This is a genomic window from Aestuariimicrobium sp. p3-SID1156 (assembly GCF_025144225.1).
Taxonomy (GTDB): Bacteria; Actinomycetota; Actinomycetes; order Propionibacteriales; family Propionibacteriaceae; genus Aestuariimicrobium.
This window is the reverse complement of sequence record NZ_JALXXB010000003.1, coordinates 163428-184925: the sequence shown is the minus strand read 5'-3', so window position 1 is coordinate 184925 and position 21498 is coordinate 163428. Positions and strand designations below refer to the sequence as shown.

The window sequence follows — 21498 nt, the reverse complement described above, 5'->3', positions numbered from 1 at the left end:
GACGACGCAGCGCCCCGGCCGAGGCCGGGGCGCTGCCGTGCGCGTCGGTGAAGGAGTCGAGAGCCGCTCGCTCAGGCGTCCGGACGGATGTTGGTGTTAGCCGTACCGGGAACCGGCACCAGACCGACACCCACCGACCTGCCGGCGCGGCGCACGCGGATGCGCCGCTCGACCCACGACGCGAGCAGGGTGAGCCCGTAGTTGATGATGATGTAGAGGGCGGCGCAGAAGATCAGCGCCACCAGTACACCGCCGCTGGAGAAGCGGGTCTGGACGGCTCGCAGCAACTCGTTGTAGGTGACGATGTAGCCCAAGGCGGTGTCCTTGAGGATGACCACCAGCTGGCTCAGCAGCGAAGGGAGCATCGCGGTGATGGCCTGGGGCAGCAGGATCTCGCGCAGCGTCTGACGTCGCGACATGCCGATCGCCATACCGGCCTCGCGCTGCCCTCGGGGCAATGCATGGACCCCGGAGCGAATCAGTTCCGCCAGCACCGAACCGTTGTAGAAGGTGAGGCCGGCCACCACGGCTACTACGGGCACGTACTCCGGTGCCACCAAGCCGCTGGCCTGGTAGAGCAGGAAGTAGTACGCGAACAGCATCATCATCAGCACCGGCACGGCGCGGAAGAACTCCACCACAATTCCGGCGGGGATGTTGATGACAGGCAGGTGGTTGAGCCGGGCCATGCCGAAGAACAGGCCGAAGATGCCGGCGCAGACCACAGCCAGTGCGGCGGCCATGAGCGTGTTCTTGAGACCGTCCAGGATGTAGTAGCGCCAGGTGTCGGGCTCCAGGAAGATCTTCCAGAGATCCCAGTTGAGCAGCTGGCCCCGCAGCAACCAGACCGCCAGGGCACCCAGTCCGATGCACAGCAGGATGCCGATCGCGCCGATCGCACGTCCCAGCGCTCGACCGCGCGGGCCGGGGGCGTCAAAGATGACCGAGACGTTGTTGACGCTCATCGAGCCACCGCCAGCTTCTTGGACAGGCGCGTGAACAGGACGCCGACGGGCAGGGTGAGCAGGACGAAGCCGAGGGCGAAGATGAAGAAGGTCAGGTACAGCATGTCGGGACGGTCCTCGATCATCTTCTTCATCACGGCAGAGGCCTCCAGTGCGACCACGGTGGCGACCACGGTGGTGTTCTTGGTCAGGGCGATCAGCGTGTTGCCCAGGGGGGCGATGGCGCCACGCATGGCCTGGGGCAGGATGACCTCACGGATGGTGCCGACGAAGGGCAGGCCGACGGCGCGGGCGGCTTCGGCCTGGCCCAGCGGCACCGTGTTGATGCCCGAACGTACGGCCTCGGCCACGAAGGCGGCGTGGTAGACGGACAGGCCCACGACCGCCCAGACGAAGTTCTGCCAGTTGAGGCTGGCGGCGTCCGGCAGCAGGTACCAGTTCATGGCCAGCATCAGGCCCGAGATACAAAAGAAGATGATGATCGTGAGCGGCGTGTTGCGGACCAGGTTCACGTAGGCGGTGCCGAACAGGCGCAGGGCGGGTACGGGGCTCACGCGCAGGATGGCAACGACCACGCCGATGATGAAGGCGCCCAGGGCCGAGCACACGGTGAGCAGGATGGTGTAGCCGAAGGCCTGGAGGACGTTGAACTCCTTGACGAGCTCAAACATTTCGCTCAGCATGTTCCTTCTCTCTGTCGTGGCTGCAGGGCGGACGCGGTCCCTGGTGTCGTCGGGTCGCCCAGGGATCTGCGAGGGGCGGGGCCGACACCGTCGACTCTGACGGTGCCGGCCCCCTCACCGAGGGTGGGATCAGGCGCAAGCATCCTGGGCCGGAGGGGTCGGAGCCTTGTAGCCCGACGGTCCGACGGTCTTCTCCAGGGCCTTCGTCCACTCACCGCTGTCGATCATCTTCTTGATGGCGGTGTTGACCTTCTCGCACAGCTCCTTGTCACCCTTCTTGAGGCCCACGCCGTAGCGCTCCTCACTGAAGGGCGCGCCCACCACCTTGAGCTTGCCCTTGTAGGCGTCCTGGGCGGCGAAGCCGGCCAGGATCACATCGTCGGTGGTGACGGCATCGATCGAACCATTGGCCAGGGCGTCCACACACTTGGAGTAGGTGTCGAACTCCTGCAGCTGCACGCCGGGCACCTTCTCCTTGACCTTGGTGGCCGACGTGGATCCGGTGACCGAACACAGCTTCTTGCCCTTCAGGCCGTCAACAGAGGTGATGTCGGAGTCGTTCTTGACGAGCAGGTCCTGGCCGGCGATGAAGTAGGGACCGCCAAAGGAGATCTTCTCCTTGCGGGAGTCGGTGATCGAGTAGGTGGCGAAGATGAGCTTGACCTGCCCGGTCATGATCAGGTTCTCGCGCTGGGGGGAGGGGGACTCCTTGAACTCGATCTTGTCCTCGCTGTAGCCCAGCTCCTTGGCCACGTACTTGGCCACCTCGACGTCGAAGCCTTCGTAGTTGCCGCCGACCTTCTGCCCGAGACCGGGCTGGTCGAACTTGATGCCGATGGCGATCTTGTCATCGGCCTTGTCGCCGCCGCCACAGGCGGTGAGGCTGAGGGCGAGCACGGCGCCGGTGGCGGCGGCTGCGAACTTGGTGAACTTCATGATGACCTCTCTGGCTTTCTGTCAGCGTTGGGCAGGCTGTCAGGGGTTTGGGTGGACAGTCGTTCAGTGCAGGATCTTGGACAGGAAGTCCTTGGCCCTGCTGCTCTTGGGGTTGGTGAAGAACTCCTCGGGGGAGGCCTCCTCGACGATTTCTCCGTCGGCCATGAACACGACGCGGTCGGCCGCCTTGCGGGCGAAGCCCATCTCGTGGGTGACCACGACCATGGTCATGCCCTGGTTGGCGAGGCTGATCATGACGTCGAGAACCTCGTTGACCATTTCGGGGTCCAGAGCCGATGTCGGCTCGTCGAAGAGGATGACCTTCGGGTCCATCGCCAGGGCGCGTGCGATCGCTACGCGCTGCTGCTGGCCGCCGGACAGCTGCGCCGGGTACTTGTGTGCCTGATTGGCCACCCCCACTCGGTCGAGCAGCTTCATGCCGGCTTCTTCGGCCTTTGTGGCGTTCACCTTGCGCACCTTGATCGGGCCCAGGGTGACGTTGCCGAGGATGGTCTTGTGGGCGAAGAGGTTGAACGACTGGAAGACCATGCCGACATCGGCACGCAGACGAGCGAGCGCCTTGCCCTCCTCGGGCAGCTTCTTCCCGTCGATCGAGATGCTGCCCCCTTCGATGGTCTCCAGGCGGTTGATGGTGCGGCAGAGGGTTGACTTTCCGGAGCCGGAGGGCCCCAGGACCACCACCACCTCGCCCTGGTGGACGGTCAGGTTGATGTCCTTGAGCACGTGGTTGTCGCCGAAGTACTTGTCGACATGCTCGATGACGACCAGCGGCTCGCCCACGTTCCCCGCGCGCTGCGGGCGAGCTGCCTTCTCAGGGTCCGGCACGACGTTGTCGGGGGCCACGCTGTCAGGCGCGACACCATCAGGGTCTGCGACAGAAGTGGCGCCGGGCTGCGTCTCGACGGTATTGGCGACGGAATTGTCGACGCGGGTGCTCTCGGTCATGGGGTGCAGACTAGGGGCACTTGCGGCCTCGTGGGAACCGTTCGGTGATGGTGTTGCCGGAATGTTGCACGAACTTCTCCGCAGCGCCGACCTCTCTGAGTACGCGCTGACCCACAGGGGACGGATGTGCTGACCCGACGCTCAGCCCTCGACGGTGAGCGACCAGCTGAAGTCTGTCCGCTGGCCCGGTGCGAGGTGGCGCAGGCCCTTGGCCCCCGGACCGCCGTTGAAGGCATCGGCTCCGACCGACATCGGCTCGATGGCCAGTAGGGACGCGTCCTTGGGGGTGTAGAGCTGCACCCAGTCCATGTCCGGGGACGAGATCGTCACTGCCATGTCCTGATGACTCACCCTCACCTTCCAGGGGTGCTCTCCGGGAGCGGTGAACGCGTGGTCGAGGTGGGTGTGGCCCAGGTGCTGGCGGATGCGGAGGTCGGGGAGGGGATTGCCGGGGTCGTCCACGCGGCCCAACTCGAGGGGCAGGAGACGATCATGGTCCACCAGCAGCACGTCGGCGAAGGGGGCCTCGACCTCCCACTCCGCCCTCGGCGCCCCGCCCAGCCGAACATAGGGATGGGCTCCATAACCGAAGGGGATCTCCTCCGCCCCCACGTTCTCGACCTCCACCACGATGGTGAGGGTGCGCTCGTCGAGCGTTGCGGTGAGGCTCACCCGGACGTCACCGGGCCAGCCTGGCTGCGGTTCCAGGTGGACGCCGAGGGCCAAGCGATCGGTCGAGTGATCCACGAGCTCCCAGTCGAGCCGGTGGGCCAGGCCGTGGATGGCATTGTGGCGCTCCGGTTCGGTGATGGGCAGCTCCTGCACGGTGCCCTGCCAGTCATAGCGGCCGTTGGCGATGCGACCCGGCCAGGGCAGGAGCTGGGCACCGTCCATCATGATCGGCGTGGTGCCCGGCTCAAAGCTGCTGAGGATCTCACGATCCCCATGACGCAGGGACCGGATGAAGGCGCCCCGTCGAGTGAGGGTCGCGGAGAGCGGTTCGGAGGAGATGGTCCATTCGGCAACAGCGCTGTCGTCCATGGACCAAGCCTAGGTTGTTCGGATTGGGAGCGGGCCGGGGGGCCGAACTAGAATCCCCGCATCATGACCAACGCCATCCTCGCTCCCGCGCGCACGTACCAGGTCGTCACCTACGGCTGCCAGATGAACGTGCATGACTCCGAACGCATCTCGGGCCTGCTGGAGGATGCCGGCTACGTCCGTGGGGACGAGGGCTCCGAGGCTGACCTGGTGGTGTTCAACACCTGTGCCGTGCGAGAGAACGCCGACAACCGCCTCTACGGCAATCTCGGCCACATCGCCTCGGTGAAGGCCACGCGTCCCGGCATGCAGATCGCCGTGGGTGGTTGCATGGCGCAGAAGGACCGCGACACCATCGTCAAGAAGGCCCCCTGGGTGGACGTTGTCTTCGGCACCCACAATGTCGGCTCCCTTCCAGTCCTCCTGGAGCGTGCTCGCATCGAGGAGGCCAGCCAGGTCGAGATCGTGGAGGCCTTGCAGACCTTCCCCAGCAACCTGCCGACTCGCCGCGAATCGGCCTACGCCGCCTGGGTGTCCATCAGCGTCGGCTGCAACAACACCTGCACCTTCTGCATCGTTCCAGCGCTGCGTGGCAAGGAGACCGACCGGCGCCCCGGTGACATCCTGCGCGAGATTGAGACGTTGGTCTCAGAAGGGGTCCAGGAGATCACCCTGTTGGGCCAGAACGTGAACTCCTATGGCGTCGAGTTCGGCGACCGCGGTGCCTTCGCGAAACTGCTGAGATCCTGCGGTGAGATTGAGGGTCTGGAGCGTGTCCGTTTCACCTCGCCCCATCCTGCGGCCTTCACCGACGATGTCATCGAGGCCATGGCCGAGACCCCCAATGTGATGCCCCAGCTGCACATGCCGCTGCAGTCAGGGTCGGATCGTGTCCTCAAGGCGATGCGACGCTCCTACCGCTCGGAGAAGTTCCTGGGCATCCTCGACCGCGTGCGGGCCGCAATCCCCGATGCTGCGATCTCCACCGACATCATCGTCGGGTTCCCCGGGGAGACCGAGCAGGACTTCCTGGAGACGATGCGAGTCGTCGAGGCCAGCCGGTTCGCCAGCGCCTTCACTTTCCAGTACTCCATCCGTCCCGGCACCCCGGCAGCCACCATGGACGACCAGGTGCCCAAGGCGGTGGTCCAGGAGCGCTACGACCGGCTCATCGAGCTGGTCAATGACATCTCCTGGCAGGAGAACAAGAAGCTCGTCGGCCAGCAGGTCGAGGTCATGTTCGCGACCGGTGAGGGCCGAAAGGACGCCGAAACCCGGCGTCTCAGCGGTCGTTCCCGCGACAACCGGCTCGTCCACGTGGCGGTGGTGGGGGACCAGATCCCACGCCCGGGAGACATCGCCCTGGTCGAGGTCACCCATGCGGCCCCGCACCACCTGAACGCGGATGGTGGGTTGCTCTCCCTGCGTCGCACGCGCGGAGGGGACGCCTGGCAGGCGCGTCACGAGGCTCCCCCCGCTGCACCCGGCGTCAGCCTGGGGATGCCCACCCGTCGGGCCTGAGCGGGAGTTCGGGTCCTGGACACGATGATGCCCGGCCGACGATCGGCCGGGCATCGTCTGTCCCGTCAGGGGGCCGGGATCAGAGGTTGCCGGTCTTGTCCTGGATGACGTCCTGGCCCTTGTCGACGTGGCTCTCGAAGCGGCCACCGGTGCGGTCGTCAAGCAGGTCGCCGGCGCGATCGACGCCGGCGTCGATCTTGTCCTCGTGCTGGTTCGCCACGTCCTTGGCGCGCTCGATGTGATCGTTGTTCTCGCCGTCGTTGAAGGCGTCCTTGACGGAATCCATGATTCCCATGGGTACGTCCCCTTTCGTGTGTGTGGGTGAGATGTGTCCCAGTCTTTCCGAGGGGACGTAACCGTGTCAGCCGTTCGCGCAAGTTCGAGGTTCCCGACTCACGGCCGTGGCCCGTGCACGGTCAGGCAGAATGGCCGGGTGCTGCCCCTGATCCAACTCATCGGACCCACTGCCAGCGGCAAATCCGGGCTGGCCATCGACCTGGCCCTGCGTCTGGCAGACCGTGGGCAACCCGCAGACGTTGTCAATGCGGACTCGATGCTGGTCTATCGCGGCATGGACATCGGAACGGCCAAACCCACCCTCGCTGAACGTCGTGGTGTGCGACACCACCTGGTCGACATCATGGACGTCACCGACACCGCCTCGGTGGCGGAATTCCAAGGGCTGGCACGCGGTGTGATCCACGAACTGCGGACCGCCGGCGTGGTTCCGATCCTGGTGGGTGGTTCGGCCCTGTACAGCAGGGCGATCACCGATGTGTTCGACTTCCCCGGCACGGATCCCCGCGTCCGGGCGCATTGGGACCAGCAGCTCGCCGAGCGTGGGCCGGAGGCCCTGCACGACGAACTGGCCCGTCGCGCTCCCGGGGCTGCCGCCGAGATCATTCCCGGCAATGGCCGCCGCATCGTTCGAGCTCTGGAGCTGCTCGACCTGCAGCAGGACCTGCGGCCCACGCTGCCGACCTGGACCTACGCGCTGGAAAACGTGCGGACCATCGGCCTGGAGTTGGAACGAGACGTCATGGATGCCCGAATCAATGAGCGGGTCGACCAGATGTGGCGCGACGGTCTGGTCGAGGAGGTCCAGTCGCTGCTGCCACGGGGCCTGCGGGAGGGTCGTACTGCTTCCCGTGCGATCGGCTATCGACAGGTGCTGGACGCGCTGGACGGCCGTTGCAGTCTCGATCAGGCGCGCGAGGACGTGAAGATCGCGACCCGCCGCTTTGCCCGCAAGCAACTCGGGTGGTATCGCCGTGACCACCGCATCGAATGGCGCCCGGCCGGGGTGGACGCCGAGGGACTGGTGCGCCAGATCGCGTCTCGACCGGACCAGTAGTCTGAGTACATGCGCAGCATCAACTTCACCAAGGGCCATGCCACGCTCAACGACTTCGTCGTGCTGGTCGACCGCCACGACACGACTCCGCTCTCGGTGGAGGATGTGCGGCTCATCTGTGATCGGCACGGTGGCATCGGCGCCGACGGGCTGCTGCGCGCCGTCAAGAGCGAACACATGCCCGACTGGGACGGTGACCCAGAACTCTGGTTCATGGACTACCGCAATGCGGACGGCTCCATCGCAGAGATGTGCGGAAACGGCACGCGGCTGTTCGCTCGCTATTTGGTCGACAACGACCTCGCCGAGGGACCCGATGTGCAGATCGGCACGCGTGCCGGACTGCGCAACCTCCACCTGCACGCCGACGGCAGCGTCTCCACGCAGATGGGGATCGTCAGACTCCTCGATGATCCGGTGGAGGTGACGCTGGGGCGGGACACCTGGCCTGCGCGCAAGGTCGATGTCGGCAACCCGCACGCCGTGGTGATGCTGCCGCCGGGGGTCAGGGTCAATGAGCTCGACCTCAGCCAGGCCCCGACGTGGAGTCCGGTTGACGCCTTTCCCGAAGGTGTCAACGTCGAGTTCATGGAAGTTGCCGATGACCACCACCTCGCGATGCGGGTCCATGAACGGGGTGTGGGGGAAACACTGTCGTGCGGCACCGGTACCGTCGCGACTGCGGCAGCCCACGCAGCTGCAGCTGGAACAGGTGACGGGGAGTACCGGGTCGACGTCGCTGGTGGCGTCCTGCACGTGACCCTGCAGGGGGCTGAGGCCACGCTGCGCGGCCCGGCGATGGTCGTGGCTCGGGGCGAGCTCCAGCTGCCGGATCGGCCCTCTGTCGAGTGATGGATACCGCGACGGCTGCGCCGGAAGCGGAATTCGCTGGTGCGCAGGCGTCCAGGATGGCAGTCTTGAACGACGATGAGTGATGCCCTGAGCGACAACGCCCCCTCCCTGTACGACCGCCAGCGATACCTCGAGGATGAGGTCGACGACGACTTCGTGGAACCCTGGGGCCAGGCCGACCCGGAGGACGAGGCTGACTACGACGGTGACCAGCTGGACCTGGCCGCCCGACTCTCGCTGCGACGTGTGGCCGGCATGTCCACCCAGCTGGAGGACATCTCCGAGGTCGAGTACCGCGAACTGAAGCTGGAACGCGTCGTCTTGGTGAGCGTGTGGACCTCTGGAACCGAGCAGGACGTGGAGAACGCGGTGACCGAGTTGAAGATGCTGGCCGAGACGGCGGGCTCTCAGGTGCTCGAGGCCCTCGTACAGCGCCGCCAGAAGCCGGATCCGGCGACCTTCATCGGACGCGGCAAGGTGGATGAGCTCCGTGAGGTCGTCATCGCGACCGGAGCCGACACCGTCATCTGCGATGGCGAACTGGAAGCCGCGCAGTTGAGGAATCTGGAGGACCGCGTCAAGGTCAAGGTCGTCGACCGCACCGCGCTGATCCTCGACATCTTCGCCCAGCATGCCAAGAGCGTGGAGGGCAAGACCCAGGTCGAACTCGCACAGTTGAACTACCTCAAGCAGCGACTGCGCGGTTGGGGCGGCAACCTGTCCCGGCAGGCCGGTGGCCAGGCCGGCGGTGGGGTCGGTATCGGCGGTCGAGGCCCCGGTGAAACCCGCATCGAGACCGACCGGCGGCGCATCAACTCCCGCATCGCGCAGTTGCGTGGGCGGCTGCGGGAGATGGAGTCGACCCGAGCGACCAAGCGTGCCGACCGCGTGCGCAATCGCGTCCCCTCGGTGGCGATCGTCGGTTACACCAATGCCGGGAAGTCCTCCCTGTTGAACCGGCTCACCAGCGCCGGCGTGCTCGTCGAGAACGCACTTTTCGCGACCCTGGACCCGACGACCCGACGCACCGAGACCAGCGATGGCCGGGTGTTCACGCTGACCGACACGGTCGGATTCATTCGGCACCTCCCACATGATCTGGTCGAGGCCTTCGCCTCGACCCTGGAGGAGTCGGTCCAGGCGGACCTCCTGCTGCATGTGGTCGATGGTTCGGACCCCGACCCGGTGGGCCAGATCAACGCGGTGCGCGGGGTGCTCTCGGAGATCGGGGCAGCGGAGCGCCCGGAACAGCTGGTGATCAACAAGATTGATGCCGCCGAGGACGAGATGCTCACCATGCTGCGGTCGCAGTTCCCCGACGCGCTCTTCGTGTCGGCGCGAACAGGCGAGGGCATCCGTGACCTGCGGGCGGTCACCGAGCAGAGGCTGCCGCAGCCGGAGGTGGAGGTGCGGGCACTGGTGCCCTATTCCCGCGGCGATCTCCTGGACAAGGTGCACCGGTTGGGGACCATCGACAGCCTGGACCACACCAACGAGGGCACAGAACTGGTCGCCCACGTGCACCCGGACCTGGCCAGCGATTTCGCCGAGTACCTGCGCTGAACGTCGCTGGGGGCCAGGCCTCGGGGTGCCCCGGCAGGGCGTTGTCCACAGGCTCGTCTTCCCCTCCGGGGAGCGGGCTAGGGTGGTGCGGTGGCGAACTCCCAACGACATCGCGATGTGCTCGCGGCCGCTGTCGGCGTCCTCGGCGGGCAGCCGCGTGAGGGCCAGCAGCAGATGGCCGACGCCATCCGTGACAGTCTGACCACCGGCACCCACGGCCTCATCCAGGCTGGCACCGGCACCGGGAAGTCCTTGGGTTACCTCGCTCCTGCGCTGACGCACCTGGCCGAGGGCGGGGACCGGGTGGTCGTGGCCACGGCGACCCTGGCACTGCAGGCACAGCTGGCCACCAAGGACATTCCCGTAGCGCTCGACGCGGTGGAGGAGGTCACCGGTGTGCGACCGAAGGCCGCCATTGTGAAGGGTCGCACGAACTACGCCTGCCTCTACCGTGCCCGCGAGGGCCTCGGTGAGGAGCAGGACGCCCTCATCGGCGGCACCGAGCTCGCGAAGGCCACCCGAGGGGCCGATGCCGCCTCGGCGTTGGGCGGTGAGGTCGTCATGCTGCGCGAATGGGTCGAGGAACAGGTGGCCGCCAGAGAGCTCGCCGACCGCGACGACGCGCCACCGCACACTCCGGCTGCGTGGGCACAGGTCTCGATCCCCGTTCGAGAATGCCTGGGCACGCAGCGCTGCCCCTACGGGGCTGAATGTCTCGTCGAGGGGTCACGGGAGCGCGCCCGGGCCGCGGACCTGGTGGTCACCAACCATGCGCTCCTGGCCATCAACGCCATGCACGGCGGCACAGTCCTGCCCGAGCACGGCGCGGTCATCATCGACGAGGCCCATGACCTGGTCTCGCGTGTCACGGGAGCAGCGAGCAGTGAGTTGAGCCCGCAGATCGTGGAGCGCACCGCTCGACGAGCCCTCCCGTGGCTGGATGACGACACGGGCGTGGACTTGCTCGAGGCAGGCGAGGGCCTGGAGAAGGGGCTTGCAGACAGCGAGGTCGGACGTGTCACGGAAGACGGCCCGGCACTGCGCGCCTTCGAGCAGGTGCGCGACGCTGCCAGGGCGGCGGTCTCGAAGCTCACTGGCAAGGGTGAGTCCCGGCAGGAAGTGTCCGGGGACGATGCCGAGAGGTCCCAGACTGCGGCAGCCGTGAAGGAGGTCTTCGACATCGCCGAGCGGCTGGCCGCGCTCAGGGCCACCGACGTGGTCTGGATCAGCGAGCGTGAACGATCCGGACGCTGGGCCCACGTGGCTCCGTTGTCGGTCGCCGGCCTGATGCGAGAGAAGGTGTTCGCCGAGACCCCCGTGGTGCTGACCTCGGCCACCCTGAAGATCGGCGGCGACTTCGACAACGTGGCCGCGACCGTGGGTCTGAGCCGCAAGGAGCGGGTGGATTCCACAGCAGCCGAGCCGGAGACCGAGGATGAACTGTTCAACTGGGCGGGGGTGGACGTGGGCTCGCCCTTCGACTACCGGCGCCAGGGGATCCTGTACGTGGGAGCGGGCCTACCCAAGCCCCGGCGCGATGGCATGGCGCCTGAGCTGCTGGCAGAGGTAGCTGAGTTGGTCTGGGCGGCTGGCGGCCGGACGCTGGGTCTGTTCGCGTCCCAGCGCAATGCCGAGGAGGCAGCACGATATGTGCGGGCGCAGCTGCCGAACCTGACCATTCTCTGCCAGGGCGACTCACAGCTCTCCGACCTCACGGCCCGGTTCATCGCAGACCCTGGGGCGAGCCTGTTCGGAACCCTCTCACTGTGGCAGGGCATTGACGTGGCGGGTGACACCTGTGAACTGGTGATCATGGACAAGATCCCGTTCCCGCGGCCCGATGACCCGCTGATGCAGGCGCGCCAGCAGGCGGTGGCCGAGGCCGGCGGCAACGGCTTCATGGCGGTGGCGGCGGCCCACGCGGGGCTGTTGCTGGCGCAGGGGAGCGGCCGGCTCATCCGACGATCCACCGACAGGGGAGTCGTGGCAGTCCTCGACCCCCGGCTCGTGACTGCTCGCTATGGCTCGTTCCTGCGCTCGTCGATGCCTGACTTCTGGGTGACCGCTGACCGTGAGGTGGCGGTACAGGCCCTTCGTCGGCTCCAGGAGAACCGCGCCTGAGCGTCAGACCTTGCGGATCACTGCGACGACCTTGCCCATGATGGAGGCGTAGGTTCCGTCAATCGGTGAGTAGGCCGGGTTGTGGGGGAGCAGCCACACCTGGCCGTCCTTGCGGCGGAAGGTCTTGACAGTCGCTTCATTGTCGAGCAGGGCTGCGACGATGTCGCCGTTCACGGCAGTCTCCTGCTGGCGGACCACGACCCAGTCGCCCTCGCAGATCGCGGCGTCGATCATGGAGTCGCCCTTGACCTCGAGCATGAAGTGGACCCCGTCGCCGACCAGCTGCTTGGGGAGCGCGAAGACGTCCTCGACCTGTTCCTCCGCGAGAATCGGGCCTCCGGCGGCGATACGGCCCACCATGGGCACGGCCACGCCGGTGGGGTTGGCATCGTAGATGCCCGTTTCGTCGACATCGGTCTCAACCACGTGGGGGCGTTTGGGGCCTGGCTGAACGGCCATGGAGGCAGGGAGGTGGACCTCGAGGGCACGGGGGCGATTCGGATCGCGCCGGATGAACCCTTTGGCCTCCAGCGCCTTGAGCTGGTGCGAGACGCTCGAGGGGCTCGCGAGCCCGGCAGCCTCCCCCATCTCACGAATGCTGGGTGGATAGCCATTCGTGGCCACCGCATCCCGAATGACTTCCAGCACCCGCCGCTGCCGGGGCGTGAGGCCATCCAGGTCCGAGGGCCCGTCCGGCATGGGGATCAGGTTGCCAAGTTCTGCGGCGATCTCTGCGTTGGAGGGCCGCCCCACCCGTCGCTTGGAGGGGGCGGCGGCTCGGCGCGGCTTCTGAGCGCGACGGGGGGAGCTGTCATCTTCGGCCATGGGAGCAGCCTACCGAATCGAACACCTTCATTCAAACGTTTGTTCGACCTGCTCCGCGCGTGTCGCCGAACGGGTCAGGACCCTTGCAAGTTTTGTCAGTGGGGGCTGATGTGCTCTTCCCGGTGGCGCGAACAGGGGCGCCACTCGAACCTCGAACAACTGTTTGATTCACGAAGCGACCCACGCTACAGTCGACTCGAACGAACGTTCTAAACCGCACCATGGGATGCATGGGCGGCAACACAGAAGGAGCTGTCATGAGCGCCATCACCACCGACTTCGGGCAGGTTGCACGGGCCCGCTCATCTCGCGCCGTGCGTTCGGCCACCTCATCCTCGGTGCGGGCCGCTGGGCATGGACGCCCCCGCATCCTGAATCAGGGCGGGCCCGCCACCTCGTCGCGTCATGCCCCGTCGCCGCTGCAACGCCCTCCCGCTGCGGCGTGCCGGGTGCAGGCTCCCGCACGTGGCACCCGTCCCAGTGCCGCTGTCGTTCGTCCGCGGGCGACTCTCGATGATCGAGCTCTGCTGGCCATCATGGTCGGCTTCGGGGCGCTCCTCCTGGTCACCTTTGCCGTGGTGATCCAGGGCTTCTGGGCCATCGGCGCAGGACTCATCTGAGTCACCCTCGACAACGACGCTGGGCCCCGTCTTTCGACGGGGCCCAGCGTTCAACAGGTCAGTCAGTCATCAGTGCTTGACGTTGATCGGTCCGCTCTGGGACACGTCCAGCACGTAGGTCTTCATGATCTTGTCGGCGAAGGTCTGGCGGTTCTTGTCCCACAGGGGGAACAGCCAGCCGATGAAGCAGGCGATGGTGTCAAGGGCGTGTGCGACGTAGCGCACGATGTTCATGCCGAAGCTGATGGGTTCGCCGGTCTCACTGACGAGCTGGGTCTTCATGATCTTGCGACCCCAGGTCTGGCCGGTCTTGGAGGCCACGTAGGACAGGATCAGGATGCCGGCGATGTTGACCAGGTTGCCGAGGAGATTGTCCGTGGCGGTAGCCGTGTAGTCGATGGAGGCGCCGTTGGGGCCAGTGCTCGTCGTGGTGGCGCCGGTCGCGAGACCGATCACGAAACTGACAACACCGAAGGGCAGCCAGTCAAGGAGGTAACCGAGCACACGCTTGCCCCAGCTCGCCAGGGGCAGGCCGCCGGGGCCCATACCGACCATCGGGGCGCCAGCGGCGGGGTATCCCACTGGGCCGGGCTGGTAACCACCCGGGGCAGCGTATCCCTGCTGGGGCTGGTCCCATCCCCCCGGGTTCGCCTGGGGTTGGTCCCACGCGCTCTGCGCGGACTGGGGCTGGTCCCACGCGTTCTGAGGGGCGTGCTGCGGCTGGTCCCATGCGCTGGACTGCGACTGCTCCCAGGGCTGGTTCTCGGGCTGGTGGGTCTGGTTCCAGCCGTGCTGCGGCTGGTGGGCTCCGCCGTCCTGCGCCGGGTCCTTCGGCTGGTTCCAGTCCTGGTTCGGGTTCTGGTTCCAGGGCTCGCCACCCTGGGGTGCGTTCGGGTCATTCCAGTTGTTGCTCATTACGCTCTCCACGGTTGTTCGGGTTCGGCGGCCGCCCGGCTGGTGGCCTGACCTCGACACAACCTATCGGCTGGGGGTGGCGTTTGTGTCCGACGCGGCGCACCTGATCAACACCAAGTCACGCCAAGTGCCTGTGACTGGTGTCGGTGCCGCCATACTGGAAGGCGTGTCAGCCATCCCGCAGGTCGCCGTGCAGCAGCCCGAGTTCACTCCCCAAGCTGGCCTTCGCCGGATGGGGGAGACCGCGATGGCGCTGCTGGGGGTGGGGCTGGTCTACAAGGTCACCGGCCTCGGTATCTCCTGCGGGCTGATCAAATTCGGGATTTACTGCCCGTTCTGCGGTGGCACGCGTATGGTCGCGAGCCTCTTGGGCGGCCACCCGGTGGCGGCCTTCCATTGGAATCCAATGCTCTTTGTCGCCGGCATCCTGATGGTCGTCGTGACGCTCTTCTGGGCGGGGGAGTTGATCGGCGGCCCGCGACTCCGCTGGCCCCGGTCCTGGCGGGTCTCCCAGAACAGGATCTACCTGGTTGCTGGAGTGGCAAGCCTTGCCTTCATGGCGGTGCGCAACCTCGCCTGAGGGCGTGTCACATATTTTTCGCCGCGTTCCTGCTGGTCACCACGGAGTGTTCGCTCTCGGCGTGGACCGCTCCCGCCCACGAGGCTTGACCCTTGGGGTGGGGGGACCTAGTGTTTCCCACATCTAGTAGTTACACGGCTGTGGTTCGTCCACAGGTAGTGGTTGTTGGTCCACATGTCATCCACAGGCTGTCCACAGTCCGGCACCGGAGGGAGATCGCGATGCACTGTCCGTACTGCCGTCACACCGACTCCCGGGTGCTTGATTCGCGGGTCAGTGAGGATGGCTCGAGCATCCGTCGCCGGCGACAGTGCCAGAGCTGCGAGCGCCGTTTCACCACCCTGGAACAGATCCAGCTCATGGTGGTCAAGAAGAGTGGTGCCATCGAGCCGTTCAACCGTGAGAAGGTCATCGCCGGCGTCCGCAAAGCCTGCAAAGGCCGACCGGTCACTGACGCCGACCTGGCCAAGCTGGGCCAGAGCGTGGAGGATGCACTGCGCGCCAGCGGAGTCTCCGAAATCCCCGCGCAGGACGTGGGGGTCGCCATCCTCGGCCCGCTGGGCGAACTGGACGCCGTCGCCTACCTCCGCTTCGCGTCCGTCTACAACCACTACCAGTCCGTCGATGACTTCATCGCCGAGATCCAACGCCTGCAAGAAATGTCAGACCCTGCGGGCAGCATCTGACCAGCGTCCTGATTGCTCACCGAGCAGTCGGACGCCACTGACACCAGCACCAGACCCATCACGAAATATGCCATCACCACATGAGGGGACAGCCATGACCGAGACAACGCGGACGGCGCGCCGCACCAGCAACCGCAAGCGCGGAGGGCTGACGATCGAGCGAGTGTTCACCACCCCCGGCGTGCACCCCTATGACGAGATCAGCTGGGAGAAGCGCGACGTCGTCCAGACCAACTGGAAGTCCGGTGAGACCGTCTTCGAGCAGCGTGGCGTCGAGTTCCCCGACTTCTGGAGCCTCAATGCCTCCACCATCGTCACCACCAAGTACTTCCGTGGCGCGGTGGGCACCCCCGCGCGTGAGGACAGCCTGAAGACCCTGATTGACCGCGTCGTCAAGACCTACACCCGCGCCGGGGTGGAGCACGGCTACTTCGCCACCGACGAGGATGCGGAGATCTTCGAGCACGAACTGACCTGGATGCTCGCCCACCAGTACTTCAGCTTCAACTCCCCGGTGTGGTTCAACGTGGGAACCCAGAGCCCCCAGCAGGTTTCGGCCTGCTTCATCCTGTCGGTGGATGACTCGATGGACTCGATCCTGAACTGGTACAAGGAGGAGGGCTTCATCTTCAAGGGCGGGTCTGGTGCCGGCCTCAACCTGTCCCGGATCCGCTCCTCCAAGGAACTCCTGAGCTCCGGGGGCACCGCCTCCGGCCCCGTGTCCTTCATGCGTGGCGCCGACGCCTCGGCCGGCACCATCAAGTCCGGTGGCGCCACCCGCCGCGCGGCCAAGATGGTCGTCCTCGACGTCGACCACCCCGACATCGAGGAGTTCGTCCAGACCAAGGCGCGCGAGGAGGACAAGATCCGCGCCCTGCGCGATGCCGGCTTCGACATGGACCTCGGCGGCAAGGACATCACCTCGGTCCAGTACCAGAACGCCAACAACTCGGTCCGGGTGTCGGATGAGTTCATGAAGGCCGTCGAGGACGACACCACCTTCGGCCTCACCTCGCGCACCGACGGCTCGGTCATCGAGGAGATCCAGGCCAAGGACCTGTTCACCAAGATCGCCACGGCCGCCTGGGAGTGCGCCGACCCCGGACTGCAGTACGACAGCACCATCAACGACTGGCACACCAACCCCGAGACTGGCCGCATCACCGCGTCCAACCCCTGCTCGGAGTACATGAGCCTGGACAACTCCTCCTGCAACCTGGCAAGCCTGAACCTGCTGAAGTTCCTCAACGACGACGACACCTTCGACGTCGAGCGCTTCACCAAGGCCGTCGAACTGATCATCACCGCGATGGACATCTCCATCTGCTTCGCCGACTTCCCGACCGAGTCGATCACCCAGACCACCCGTGACTACCGCCAGCTCGGCATCGGTTACGCCAACCTCGGTGCCCTGCTGATGGCCCTGGGCAAGGGCTACGACTCCGAGGGTGGTCAGGTCCTGGCTGCGGCCATCACCTCCCTGATGACCGGCGCCGCCTACCGTCGCTCGGCCGAGCTCGCCGCTGTCGTCGGTCCCTACGCCGGCTACGCCCGCAATGCTGACGCCCACAAGCGCGTCATGCGCATGCACCGGGACGCCAACGGTGGAGTGAACACCCTCAACGATCTGGACAGCGGAATCCTGGATGCCGCCAAGCAGGAATGGGACAAGGTGGTCGAGCTGGGGGAGGAGAACGGCTTCCGCAACGCCCAGGCATCCCTGCTCGCCCCCACCGGAACCATCGGCTTCATGATGGACTGCGACACCACCGGCATTGAGCCGGACTTCTCGCTGGTCAAGTTCAAGAAGCTGGTCGGCGGCGGCTCCATGCAGATCGTCAACCAGACCGTTCCACGCGCCCTGAAGAACCTCGGTTACGCCACCGAAACCGCTGAGGCGATCGTGGCCTACATCGCCGAGCACGGACACGTCGTGGACGCGCCCGGACTCAAGCCCGAGCACTACGAGGTCTTCGACACCGCCATGGGTCGTCGTTTCATCGCCCCGATGGGGCACGTCCGCATGATGGCCGCCGTGCAGCCCTTCCTGTCCGGTGCGATCTCCAAGACCGTCAACCTGCCCGAGACCGCCACGGTGGAGGACATCGCCGACGTCTACATGCAGGGCTGGAAGATGGGCCTGAAGGCCTTGGCCGTCTACCGCGACAATTGCAAGGTCGGCCAGCCACTGTCCGATGGCAAGAAGACAACCGGGGACAAGCCTGCCGAGCAGGCCGCTTCGCCCGCGCCGACTCCTGAGGTGCGCATCGAGTACCGTCCTCGCCGCCGCCGCCTGCCCAAGTCGCGTTCCTCCCGCACGACCTCCTTCTCCGTGGGCGGGGCCGAGGGTTACCTGACCTCGTCCAGCTACGAGAACGGTGACATCGGTGAGATCTTCCTCAAGCTCGGCAAGCAGGGTTCCACCCTGGCCGGGGTCATGGACGCCTTCTCCCTGGCGATCTCGGTCGCACTGCAGTACGGCGTGCCGCTGGAGACCTATGTCCAAAAGTTCACCAACATGAAGTTCGAGCCGGCCGGTATGACTGATGACGCGGACATCCGCATCGCCCAGTCGCTGATCGACTACGTCTTCCGACGCCTTGCCCTCGACTACCTGTCCTTTGACGAGCGGTCCGAACTCGGCATCTACACCGCCGCCGAGCGTGCCCGCTACGTCGAGACCGGCCGCTACCTCTCCGAGGAGGACGAGGCCCAGATGCCGGAGGCTGAGCAACTCAAGAACGACGAGGTCGACAACCGCAATTTCGACCAGGCCGGGCCTCAGCAGCCCGCCCTGGTGGACGCTGCCCCGGTCGACGGCCCGGCCGCACCCCATAAGTCCGAGGCCCACACCAGCGCCGAACTCATGGAGGAGCTGACCGGAATGTCGGTCGACGCCCCGCTGTGCATGACCTGCGGGACCAAGATGCGCCCCTCGGGCTCCTGCTACGCCTGCGAGGGCTGCGGAGCCACCAGTGGCTGCAGCTGAAGCAAGTTCTCACTGAAAAGTCGCCAGAATCTCACCAAATGTCAGTGGATTCTCACGTAAATGTCAGTGGATTCTCACTTCACGACAGGGTGAAACCCGTTGTGGGAGAAGGGTTCACCGGCCTGGGCGGCTGGTGAGAACTGGAACGACAACTGGACGACAACTTCCCCGGTCCGCTTCGTGCGGGCCGGGGTGTTGCCGTCTATGGGGTCAGTCGATCGTCAGGCAGTAGCGGGTGTCGTTGGTGAGGGCCGCGCGATGGTTGGGGGTCGGCGGTTGGAGTGCTCCGCGGTTGACGAGCATGCCGACTTGGACTCGGTCGTTGTTGCCGAGCTCGCGGGTGGAGAGCGTGTCGGCGTAGGCACGGTAGAGGGTGCGTGTTGCGCTGACGTTCAGGTCCGCTTCGGCGTCACGAAGGAAGGCGAGGCGTTTTGCGGCGTCGTCGGCGTTGGGGTCTTTCCCTCGGTTGAGGATGACGCTGCAGTCTTCGGTGTGGATCAGGCGGAACCCGAGCGCAGCGAGAGGCGCTGCGAGGGTGTCGAGATCCGCTCGAATGTCCGCGATGGTGACACCGAAAACGACAGCGAGATGGTCTAGGGACACGGCCCCTTTGCTGGTGGTGATGAGGCGTGCGAGGGCTGCTTGCCGGTCGGTCGGGTCCAGGTAGACGGTTGGTGTTTCCGGTTGCGGGTCATCGAGCAGGTCGCCCCAGGTGAGGCCGAGTTCGTTGATGAATCGTCGGACGCGGGCGAGGGACGTGGTGGCGTGAATATGCCCGTTCAGGAGGACGCTGCGGGTCGCGCCCGCGCCGAGTCCGGCGCGGCGTTGCAGTTCGCGTTCGGTTAGCCCGAGCCGATGGTAGGCGTCACGGATCTTGTCCACGTTCACGCGCTGAACGGATCGGCTCATGGGGTATCACGTCCGGCAAGGGGCAGCACGCCTATGCGGAGTTTGTCCTGCCATGTGTTGTCCACCGGGCGGCGTTGGTTCTGGATGCCGGGCAGGTTCAGGTCGATCTTCACGCGACGGAACGCTTCCGCGATAGCGGTGGAGTCTTGGGTGAGGAACCGATCATCTGGTCCGGCTCCTTCAAGGATGCGCAGGTGGCGTTGGGCGCGGAGAAGCACGCGGGCTCCGTCTGGGACGCCGCGATTCAGGCCACGCTGGGTGTAACGGCCTTCTTCGTCGACGTTGCGGAGCTTCATGTTCTTCATGTTGAGGAACTCCAACTCCATGTTGCGGACCACTGCGGCTACCGGAATCCACGGTTCCCGGTAGGCACGCATCGCCTTCAGCTCTGCTGGGGTGGCGGGCCGGTGTTCATCGTCACGGACCGCGCGCAGCAACGGATCGATGTGAACGCGTAGCCGCAGCCCTCGTGTGAACAACGCCGCCTGCGCCGCGCGAACGAACGTGTATGCCTGCCCTGCGCACGTGAACGACGCCGCAGAGGCGACGATCTGCGCCCCTACCCTGTCCGCTGTCGGGTCGGGCATGTCAGGAAGAGGGTGAAAGCTTCCCGGTACAGGGCGTCGACTTGCTCGAACTCGTTCACGGGGAGCAGGTCGCGGCAGCGGGCACGGAACAGGTAGAACGCGGCCTGCGGCAGCAACACAGGGAAGTCGTCCGTGTCGTTGGGAGGGCCAACGTCCGGTTCGGTCACGGGGTGCGGGGCGGATGCGGGCAGGAGCGCTTGTAGGTCGTTGACGTCGCCGCTGATCCCCTCAACGGAGTCCAGCCACGCGGCTATGCGAGCAGGGTCGATGTCGTCGTCACAGACGAGTGCGAGGACCGCCCCAGCGGCTTCCACCGCGTCGGTGACAGGGCCGAACCATTGCGGCATGGGGATCATGTCCGCGTGCGCGACAACGACCAGCCGGATGCGGTGGGCGACGATCCATGACTGGAGCAGCATGAGTTCACGTTCCGGGCCGGGCTTCTTCGACGCGCAGAACACGTCATCACGTGCGCCCAAACCAGCCAGCAGATCCATGTGCAGGGCGTACTGGTTGCGGTGCGGCCTGGCGGTGATGATGAGCAGCCCGTCGTCAGGGCCACGCCTGTCACGCGCCAGCGCAGACGTAACCTCATTCGGGACGAGGAACAAGCGGGCGCTCATGCTGCATCACCTGCGCTGATCGCCGCCCGGACAGCCGCCAGATCCTCCGCTGTGACAGTCCGGTCGTTCACGCCCAACGCCCGCAACCACGTCGCCGTTGTAGCCCAGTCACGCATGAGACCGTGAGCGAACAACGCGTCATGGCGGTGAATCTCCCGACCGGGCGTGCCCACCAATCCGGGGTGCAGGTGGCGGGCTGCGGTGAGCACGTGGTCGCCTTTGAGGCGTTCAAACGTGGCGAACGCCATGACCCGTGAACGCAGTTGCGGGTACTGATGCAACGCGGCGTGCACGCCTGAACCGACGACCACGAGCGTGAACGCGCCTTGGGTTGTCTCATGCAACCAGACGAGCTCTTGAAGGGCGTTGGCCTTGCAGTTCTGCAACTCGTCAATGACGAGGATGCCCTTCCAGTCGGCGAGCAGGTCACGCACTTCGTTCCCGAGCGCGTAATGGCTTCCCTCTGGGGCTGGTCCGCCTGCCACGGCCTGGTAGGTGTAGCGGAGCACGTCCAACGGCGCGGGCCGGTGGGTCATGGTGACGACAGCCGCCGGGACCTTCTCCACGTCAGCGGTGTAGACCGCGCATGTGGACTTGCCAGTGCCTGGCTGTCCGTCGATCGCCATGATCCGGCGTGACGCGGCGACGGCGCGCATCTTCACGTGCGCTGCCGCGAACGACGGGGTACTCGTCGGTGTGCCGGGCAGCAGCGCTGACAGGGGTATCTGGGCTCGGTTCGTGAGTGCCATAACAGGTGTCCTT

21 protein-coding genes are annotated in these 21498 nt (G+C 66.0%); 9 read left to right on the top strand and 12 right to left on the bottom strand.

The window, feature by feature from the left end; genetic code table 11:
• Positions 1 to 71: 71 nt before the first annotated feature.
• The 5 genes from M3G03_RS06040 to M3G03_RS06020 form a co-directional block, all read right to left on the bottom strand.
• Entirely contained in the window at positions 72 to 965 is an 894-nt protein-coding gene (locus M3G03_RS06040) for an amino acid ABC transporter permease (protein WP_259808782.1), read from the bottom strand.
• A complete protein-coding gene (locus tag M3G03_RS06035) occupies positions 962 to 1636 on the bottom strand; it encodes an amino acid ABC transporter permease (protein WP_259808781.1) in 675 nt (224 codons plus the stop codon). The genes M3G03_RS06040 and M3G03_RS06035 overlap by 4 nt, the downstream gene beginning before the upstream one ends.
• 141 nt (positions 1637 to 1777) lie before the next feature.
• Positions 1778 to 2584 (bottom strand): glutamate ABC transporter substrate-binding protein, encoded by an 807-nt coding sequence (locus tag M3G03_RS06030; RefSeq protein WP_259808780.1) that lies wholly within the window; start codon positions 2582 to 2584, stop codon positions 1778 to 1780.
• 63 nt (positions 2585 to 2647) lie between these two features.
• Positions 2648 to 3550, bottom strand: a complete 903-nt coding sequence (locus tag M3G03_RS06025; protein ID WP_396121903.1) for an amino acid ABC transporter ATP-binding protein — start codon at positions 3548 to 3550, stop codon at positions 2648 to 2650.
• A 141-nt stretch (positions 3551 to 3691) separates the two neighbouring features.
• Positions 3692 to 4591, bottom strand: a complete 900-nt coding sequence (locus M3G03_RS06020) for a hypothetical protein (protein ID WP_259808779.1) — start codon at positions 4589 to 4591, stop codon at positions 3692 to 3694.
• A gap of 63 nt (positions 4592 to 4654) precedes the next feature.
• On the opposite strand from M3G03_RS06020, the gene miaB reads away from it, so the two are divergent.
• On the top strand, positions 4655 to 6112 hold the full coding sequence (gene miaB, locus M3G03_RS06015) for a tRNA (N6-isopentenyl adenosine(37)-C2)-methylthiotransferase MiaB (RefSeq protein WP_259808778.1): 1458 nt from the start codon (positions 4655 to 4657) through the stop codon (positions 6110 to 6112).
• Positions 6113 to 6191: 79 nt separating this feature from the next.
• Here the strand turns inward: miaB and M3G03_RS06010 are convergent, their stop codons facing one another.
• Positions 6192 to 6407 carry an antitoxin gene (locus tag M3G03_RS06010; protein ID WP_259808777.1) on the bottom strand — a complete coding sequence of 72 codons (216 nt, stop codon included), beginning with the start codon at positions 6405 to 6407 and terminating at the stop codon, positions 6192 to 6194.
• 138 nt (positions 6408 to 6545) lie between these two features.
• On the opposite strand from M3G03_RS06010, the gene miaA reads away from it, so the two are divergent.
• The 4 genes from miaA (at position 6546) to M3G03_RS05990 (ending at position 12002) form a co-directional block, all read left to right on the top strand.
• Entirely contained in the window at positions 6546 to 7466 is a 921-nt protein-coding gene (miaA, locus tag M3G03_RS06005) for a tRNA (adenosine(37)-N6)-dimethylallyltransferase MiaA (protein ID WP_259808776.1), read from the top strand.
• Between the two features lie 9 nt (positions 7467 to 7475).
• Positions 7476 to 8318, top strand: a complete 843-nt coding sequence (dapF, locus tag M3G03_RS06000; RefSeq protein WP_259808775.1) for a diaminopimelate epimerase — start codon at positions 7476 to 7478, stop codon at positions 8316 to 8318.
• A gap of 75 nt (positions 8319 to 8393) precedes the next feature.
• The gene (gene hflX / locus M3G03_RS05995; protein WP_259808774.1) at positions 8394 to 9881 is read left to right on the top strand and encodes a GTPase HflX; all 1488 of its coding nucleotides are present in this window, start codon (positions 8394 to 8396) and stop codon (positions 9879 to 9881) included.
• 174 nt (positions 9882 to 10055) lie between these two features.
• Positions 10056 to 12002 carry an ATP-dependent DNA helicase gene (locus M3G03_RS05990; RefSeq protein ID WP_259808852.1) on the top strand — a complete coding sequence of 649 codons (1947 nt, stop codon included), beginning with the start codon at positions 10056 to 10058 and terminating at the stop codon, positions 12000 to 12002.
• 3 nt (positions 12003 to 12005) lie between these two features.
• Here M3G03_RS05990 and lexA read toward each other — a convergent pair whose 3' ends face one another.
• Entirely contained in the window at positions 12006 to 12827 is an 822-nt protein-coding gene (lexA, locus tag M3G03_RS05985) for a transcriptional repressor LexA (protein WP_396121902.1), read from the bottom strand.
• A 257-nt stretch (positions 12828 to 13084) separates the two neighbouring features.
• Between lexA and M3G03_RS05980 the strand changes: the two genes are divergently transcribed.
• The gene (locus tag M3G03_RS05980; RefSeq protein ID WP_259808773.1) at positions 13085 to 13447 is read left to right on the top strand and encodes a hypothetical protein; all 363 of its coding nucleotides are present in this window, start codon (positions 13085 to 13087) and stop codon (positions 13445 to 13447) included.
• A 69-nt stretch (positions 13448 to 13516) separates the two neighbouring features.
• Here the strand turns inward: M3G03_RS05980 and M3G03_RS05975 are convergent, their stop codons facing one another.
• Positions 13517 to 14362: an RDD family protein gene (locus M3G03_RS05975; protein WP_259808772.1), complete on the bottom strand. Its 846-nt coding sequence runs from the start codon at positions 14360 to 14362 to the stop codon at positions 13517 to 13519.
• A gap of 166 nt (positions 14363 to 14528) precedes the next feature.
• Between M3G03_RS05975 and M3G03_RS05970 the strand changes: the two genes are divergently transcribed.
• The 3 genes from M3G03_RS05970 (at position 14529) to M3G03_RS05960 (ending at position 18617) form a co-directional block, all read left to right on the top strand.
• Positions 14529 to 14942 (top strand): DUF2752 domain-containing protein, encoded by a 414-nt coding sequence (locus tag M3G03_RS05970; protein ID WP_259808771.1) that lies wholly within the window; start codon positions 14529 to 14531, stop codon positions 14940 to 14942.
• A gap of 221 nt (positions 14943 to 15163) precedes the next feature.
• Complete coding sequence (nrdR, locus tag M3G03_RS05965) at positions 15164 to 15628, top strand: transcriptional regulator NrdR (RefSeq protein ID WP_259808770.1); 465 nt, start codon at positions 15164 to 15166, stop codon at positions 15626 to 15628.
• 94 nt (positions 15629 to 15722) lie between these two features.
• On the top strand, positions 15723 to 18617 hold the full coding sequence (locus tag M3G03_RS05960) for a vitamin B12-dependent ribonucleotide reductase (protein ID WP_259808769.1): 2895 nt from the start codon (positions 15723 to 15725) through the stop codon (positions 18615 to 18617).
• A 210-nt stretch (positions 18618 to 18827) separates the two neighbouring features.
• Here M3G03_RS05960 and M3G03_RS05955 read toward each other — a convergent pair whose 3' ends face one another.
• The 4 genes from M3G03_RS05955 to M3G03_RS05940 are packed head-to-tail and all read right to left on the bottom strand — an operon-like array spanning position 18828 to position 21485.
• Positions 18828 to 19526 carry a hypothetical protein gene (locus tag M3G03_RS05955; protein ID WP_259808768.1) on the bottom strand — a complete coding sequence of 233 codons (699 nt, stop codon included), beginning with the start codon at positions 19524 to 19526 and terminating at the stop codon, positions 18828 to 18830.
• Complete coding sequence (locus tag M3G03_RS05950; protein WP_259808767.1) at positions 19523 to 20113, bottom strand: hypothetical protein; 591 nt, start codon at positions 20111 to 20113, stop codon at positions 19523 to 19525. The genes M3G03_RS05955 and M3G03_RS05950 overlap by 4 nt, the downstream gene beginning before the upstream one ends.
• Complete coding sequence (locus M3G03_RS05945; RefSeq protein WP_259808766.1) at positions 20086 to 20736, bottom strand: hypothetical protein; 651 nt, start codon at positions 20734 to 20736, stop codon at positions 20086 to 20088. Before M3G03_RS05945 ends, M3G03_RS05950 begins: the two co-directional genes overlap by 28 nt.
• Positions 20733 to 21485, bottom strand: coding sequence for an ATP-binding protein (locus M3G03_RS05940; RefSeq protein WP_259808765.1), 753 nt, complete (start codon positions 21483 to 21485; stop codon positions 20733 to 20735). The genes M3G03_RS05945 and M3G03_RS05940 overlap by 4 nt, the downstream gene beginning before the upstream one ends.
• Positions 21486 to 21498: the final 13 nt, after the last annotated feature.

Coding starts and splice junctions, on each gene's coding strand:
- M3G03_RS06025 (WP_396121903.1), bottom strand. CDS start 3,550: ATGACCGAGAGCACCCGCGTCGACAATTCCGTCGCCAATACCGTCGAG.
- M3G03_RS05975 (WP_259808772.1), bottom strand. CDS start 14,362: ATGAGCAACAACTGGAATGACCCGAACGCACCCCAGGGTGGCGAGCCC.
- M3G03_RS06020 (WP_259808779.1), bottom strand. CDS start 4,591: ATGGACGACAGCGCTGTTGCCGAATGGACCATCTCCTCCGAACCGCTC.
- M3G03_RS05955 (WP_259808768.1), bottom strand. CDS start 19,526: ATGAGCCGATCCGTTCAGCGCGTGAACGTGGACAAGATCCGTGACGCC.
- hflX (WP_259808774.1), top strand. CDS start 8,394: ATGAGTGATGCCCTGAGCGACAACGCCCCCTCCCTGTACGACCGCCAG.
- M3G03_RS06030 (WP_259808780.1), bottom strand. CDS start 2,584: ATGAAGTTCACCAAGTTCGCAGCCGCCGCCACCGGCGCCGTGCTCGCC.
- M3G03_RS05950 (WP_259808767.1), bottom strand. CDS start 20,113: ATGCCCGACCCGACAGCGGACAGGGTAGGGGCGCAGATCGTCGCCTCT.
- M3G03_RS05945 (WP_259808766.1), bottom strand. CDS start 20,736: ATGAGCGCCCGCTTGTTCCTCGTCCCGAATGAGGTTACGTCTGCGCTG.
- lexA (WP_396121902.1), bottom strand. CDS start 12,827: ATGGCCGAAGATGACAGCTCCCCCCGTCGCGCTCAGAAGCCGCGCCGA.
- M3G03_RS06040 (WP_259808782.1), bottom strand. CDS start 965: ATGAGCGTCAACAACGTCTCGGTCATCTTTGACGCCCCCGGCCCGCGC.
- M3G03_RS05940 (WP_259808765.1), bottom strand. CDS start 21,485: ATGGCACTCACGAACCGAGCCCAGATACCCCTGTCAGCGCTGCTGCCC.
- M3G03_RS05960 (WP_259808769.1), top strand. CDS start 15,723: ATGACCGAGACAACGCGGACGGCGCGCCGCACCAGCAACCGCAAGCGC.
- M3G03_RS06010 (WP_259808777.1), bottom strand. CDS start 6,407: ATGGGAATCATGGATTCCGTCAAGGACGCCTTCAACGACGGCGAGAAC.
- M3G03_RS05980 (WP_259808773.1), top strand. CDS start 13,085: ATGAGCGCCATCACCACCGACTTCGGGCAGGTTGCACGGGCCCGCTCA.
- M3G03_RS05990 (WP_259808852.1), top strand. CDS start 10,056: ATGGCCGACGCCATCCGTGACAGTCTGACCACCGGCACCCACGGCCTC.
- miaB (WP_259808778.1), top strand. CDS start 4,655: ATGACCAACGCCATCCTCGCTCCCGCGCGCACGTACCAGGTCGTCACC.
- M3G03_RS06035 (WP_259808781.1), bottom strand. CDS start 1,636: ATGTTTGAGCTCGTCAAGGAGTTCAACGTCCTCCAGGCCTTCGGCTAC.
- dapF (WP_259808775.1), top strand. CDS start 7,476: ATGCGCAGCATCAACTTCACCAAGGGCCATGCCACGCTCAACGACTTC.
- nrdR (WP_259808770.1), top strand. CDS start 15,164: ATGCACTGTCCGTACTGCCGTCACACCGACTCCCGGGTGCTTGATTCG.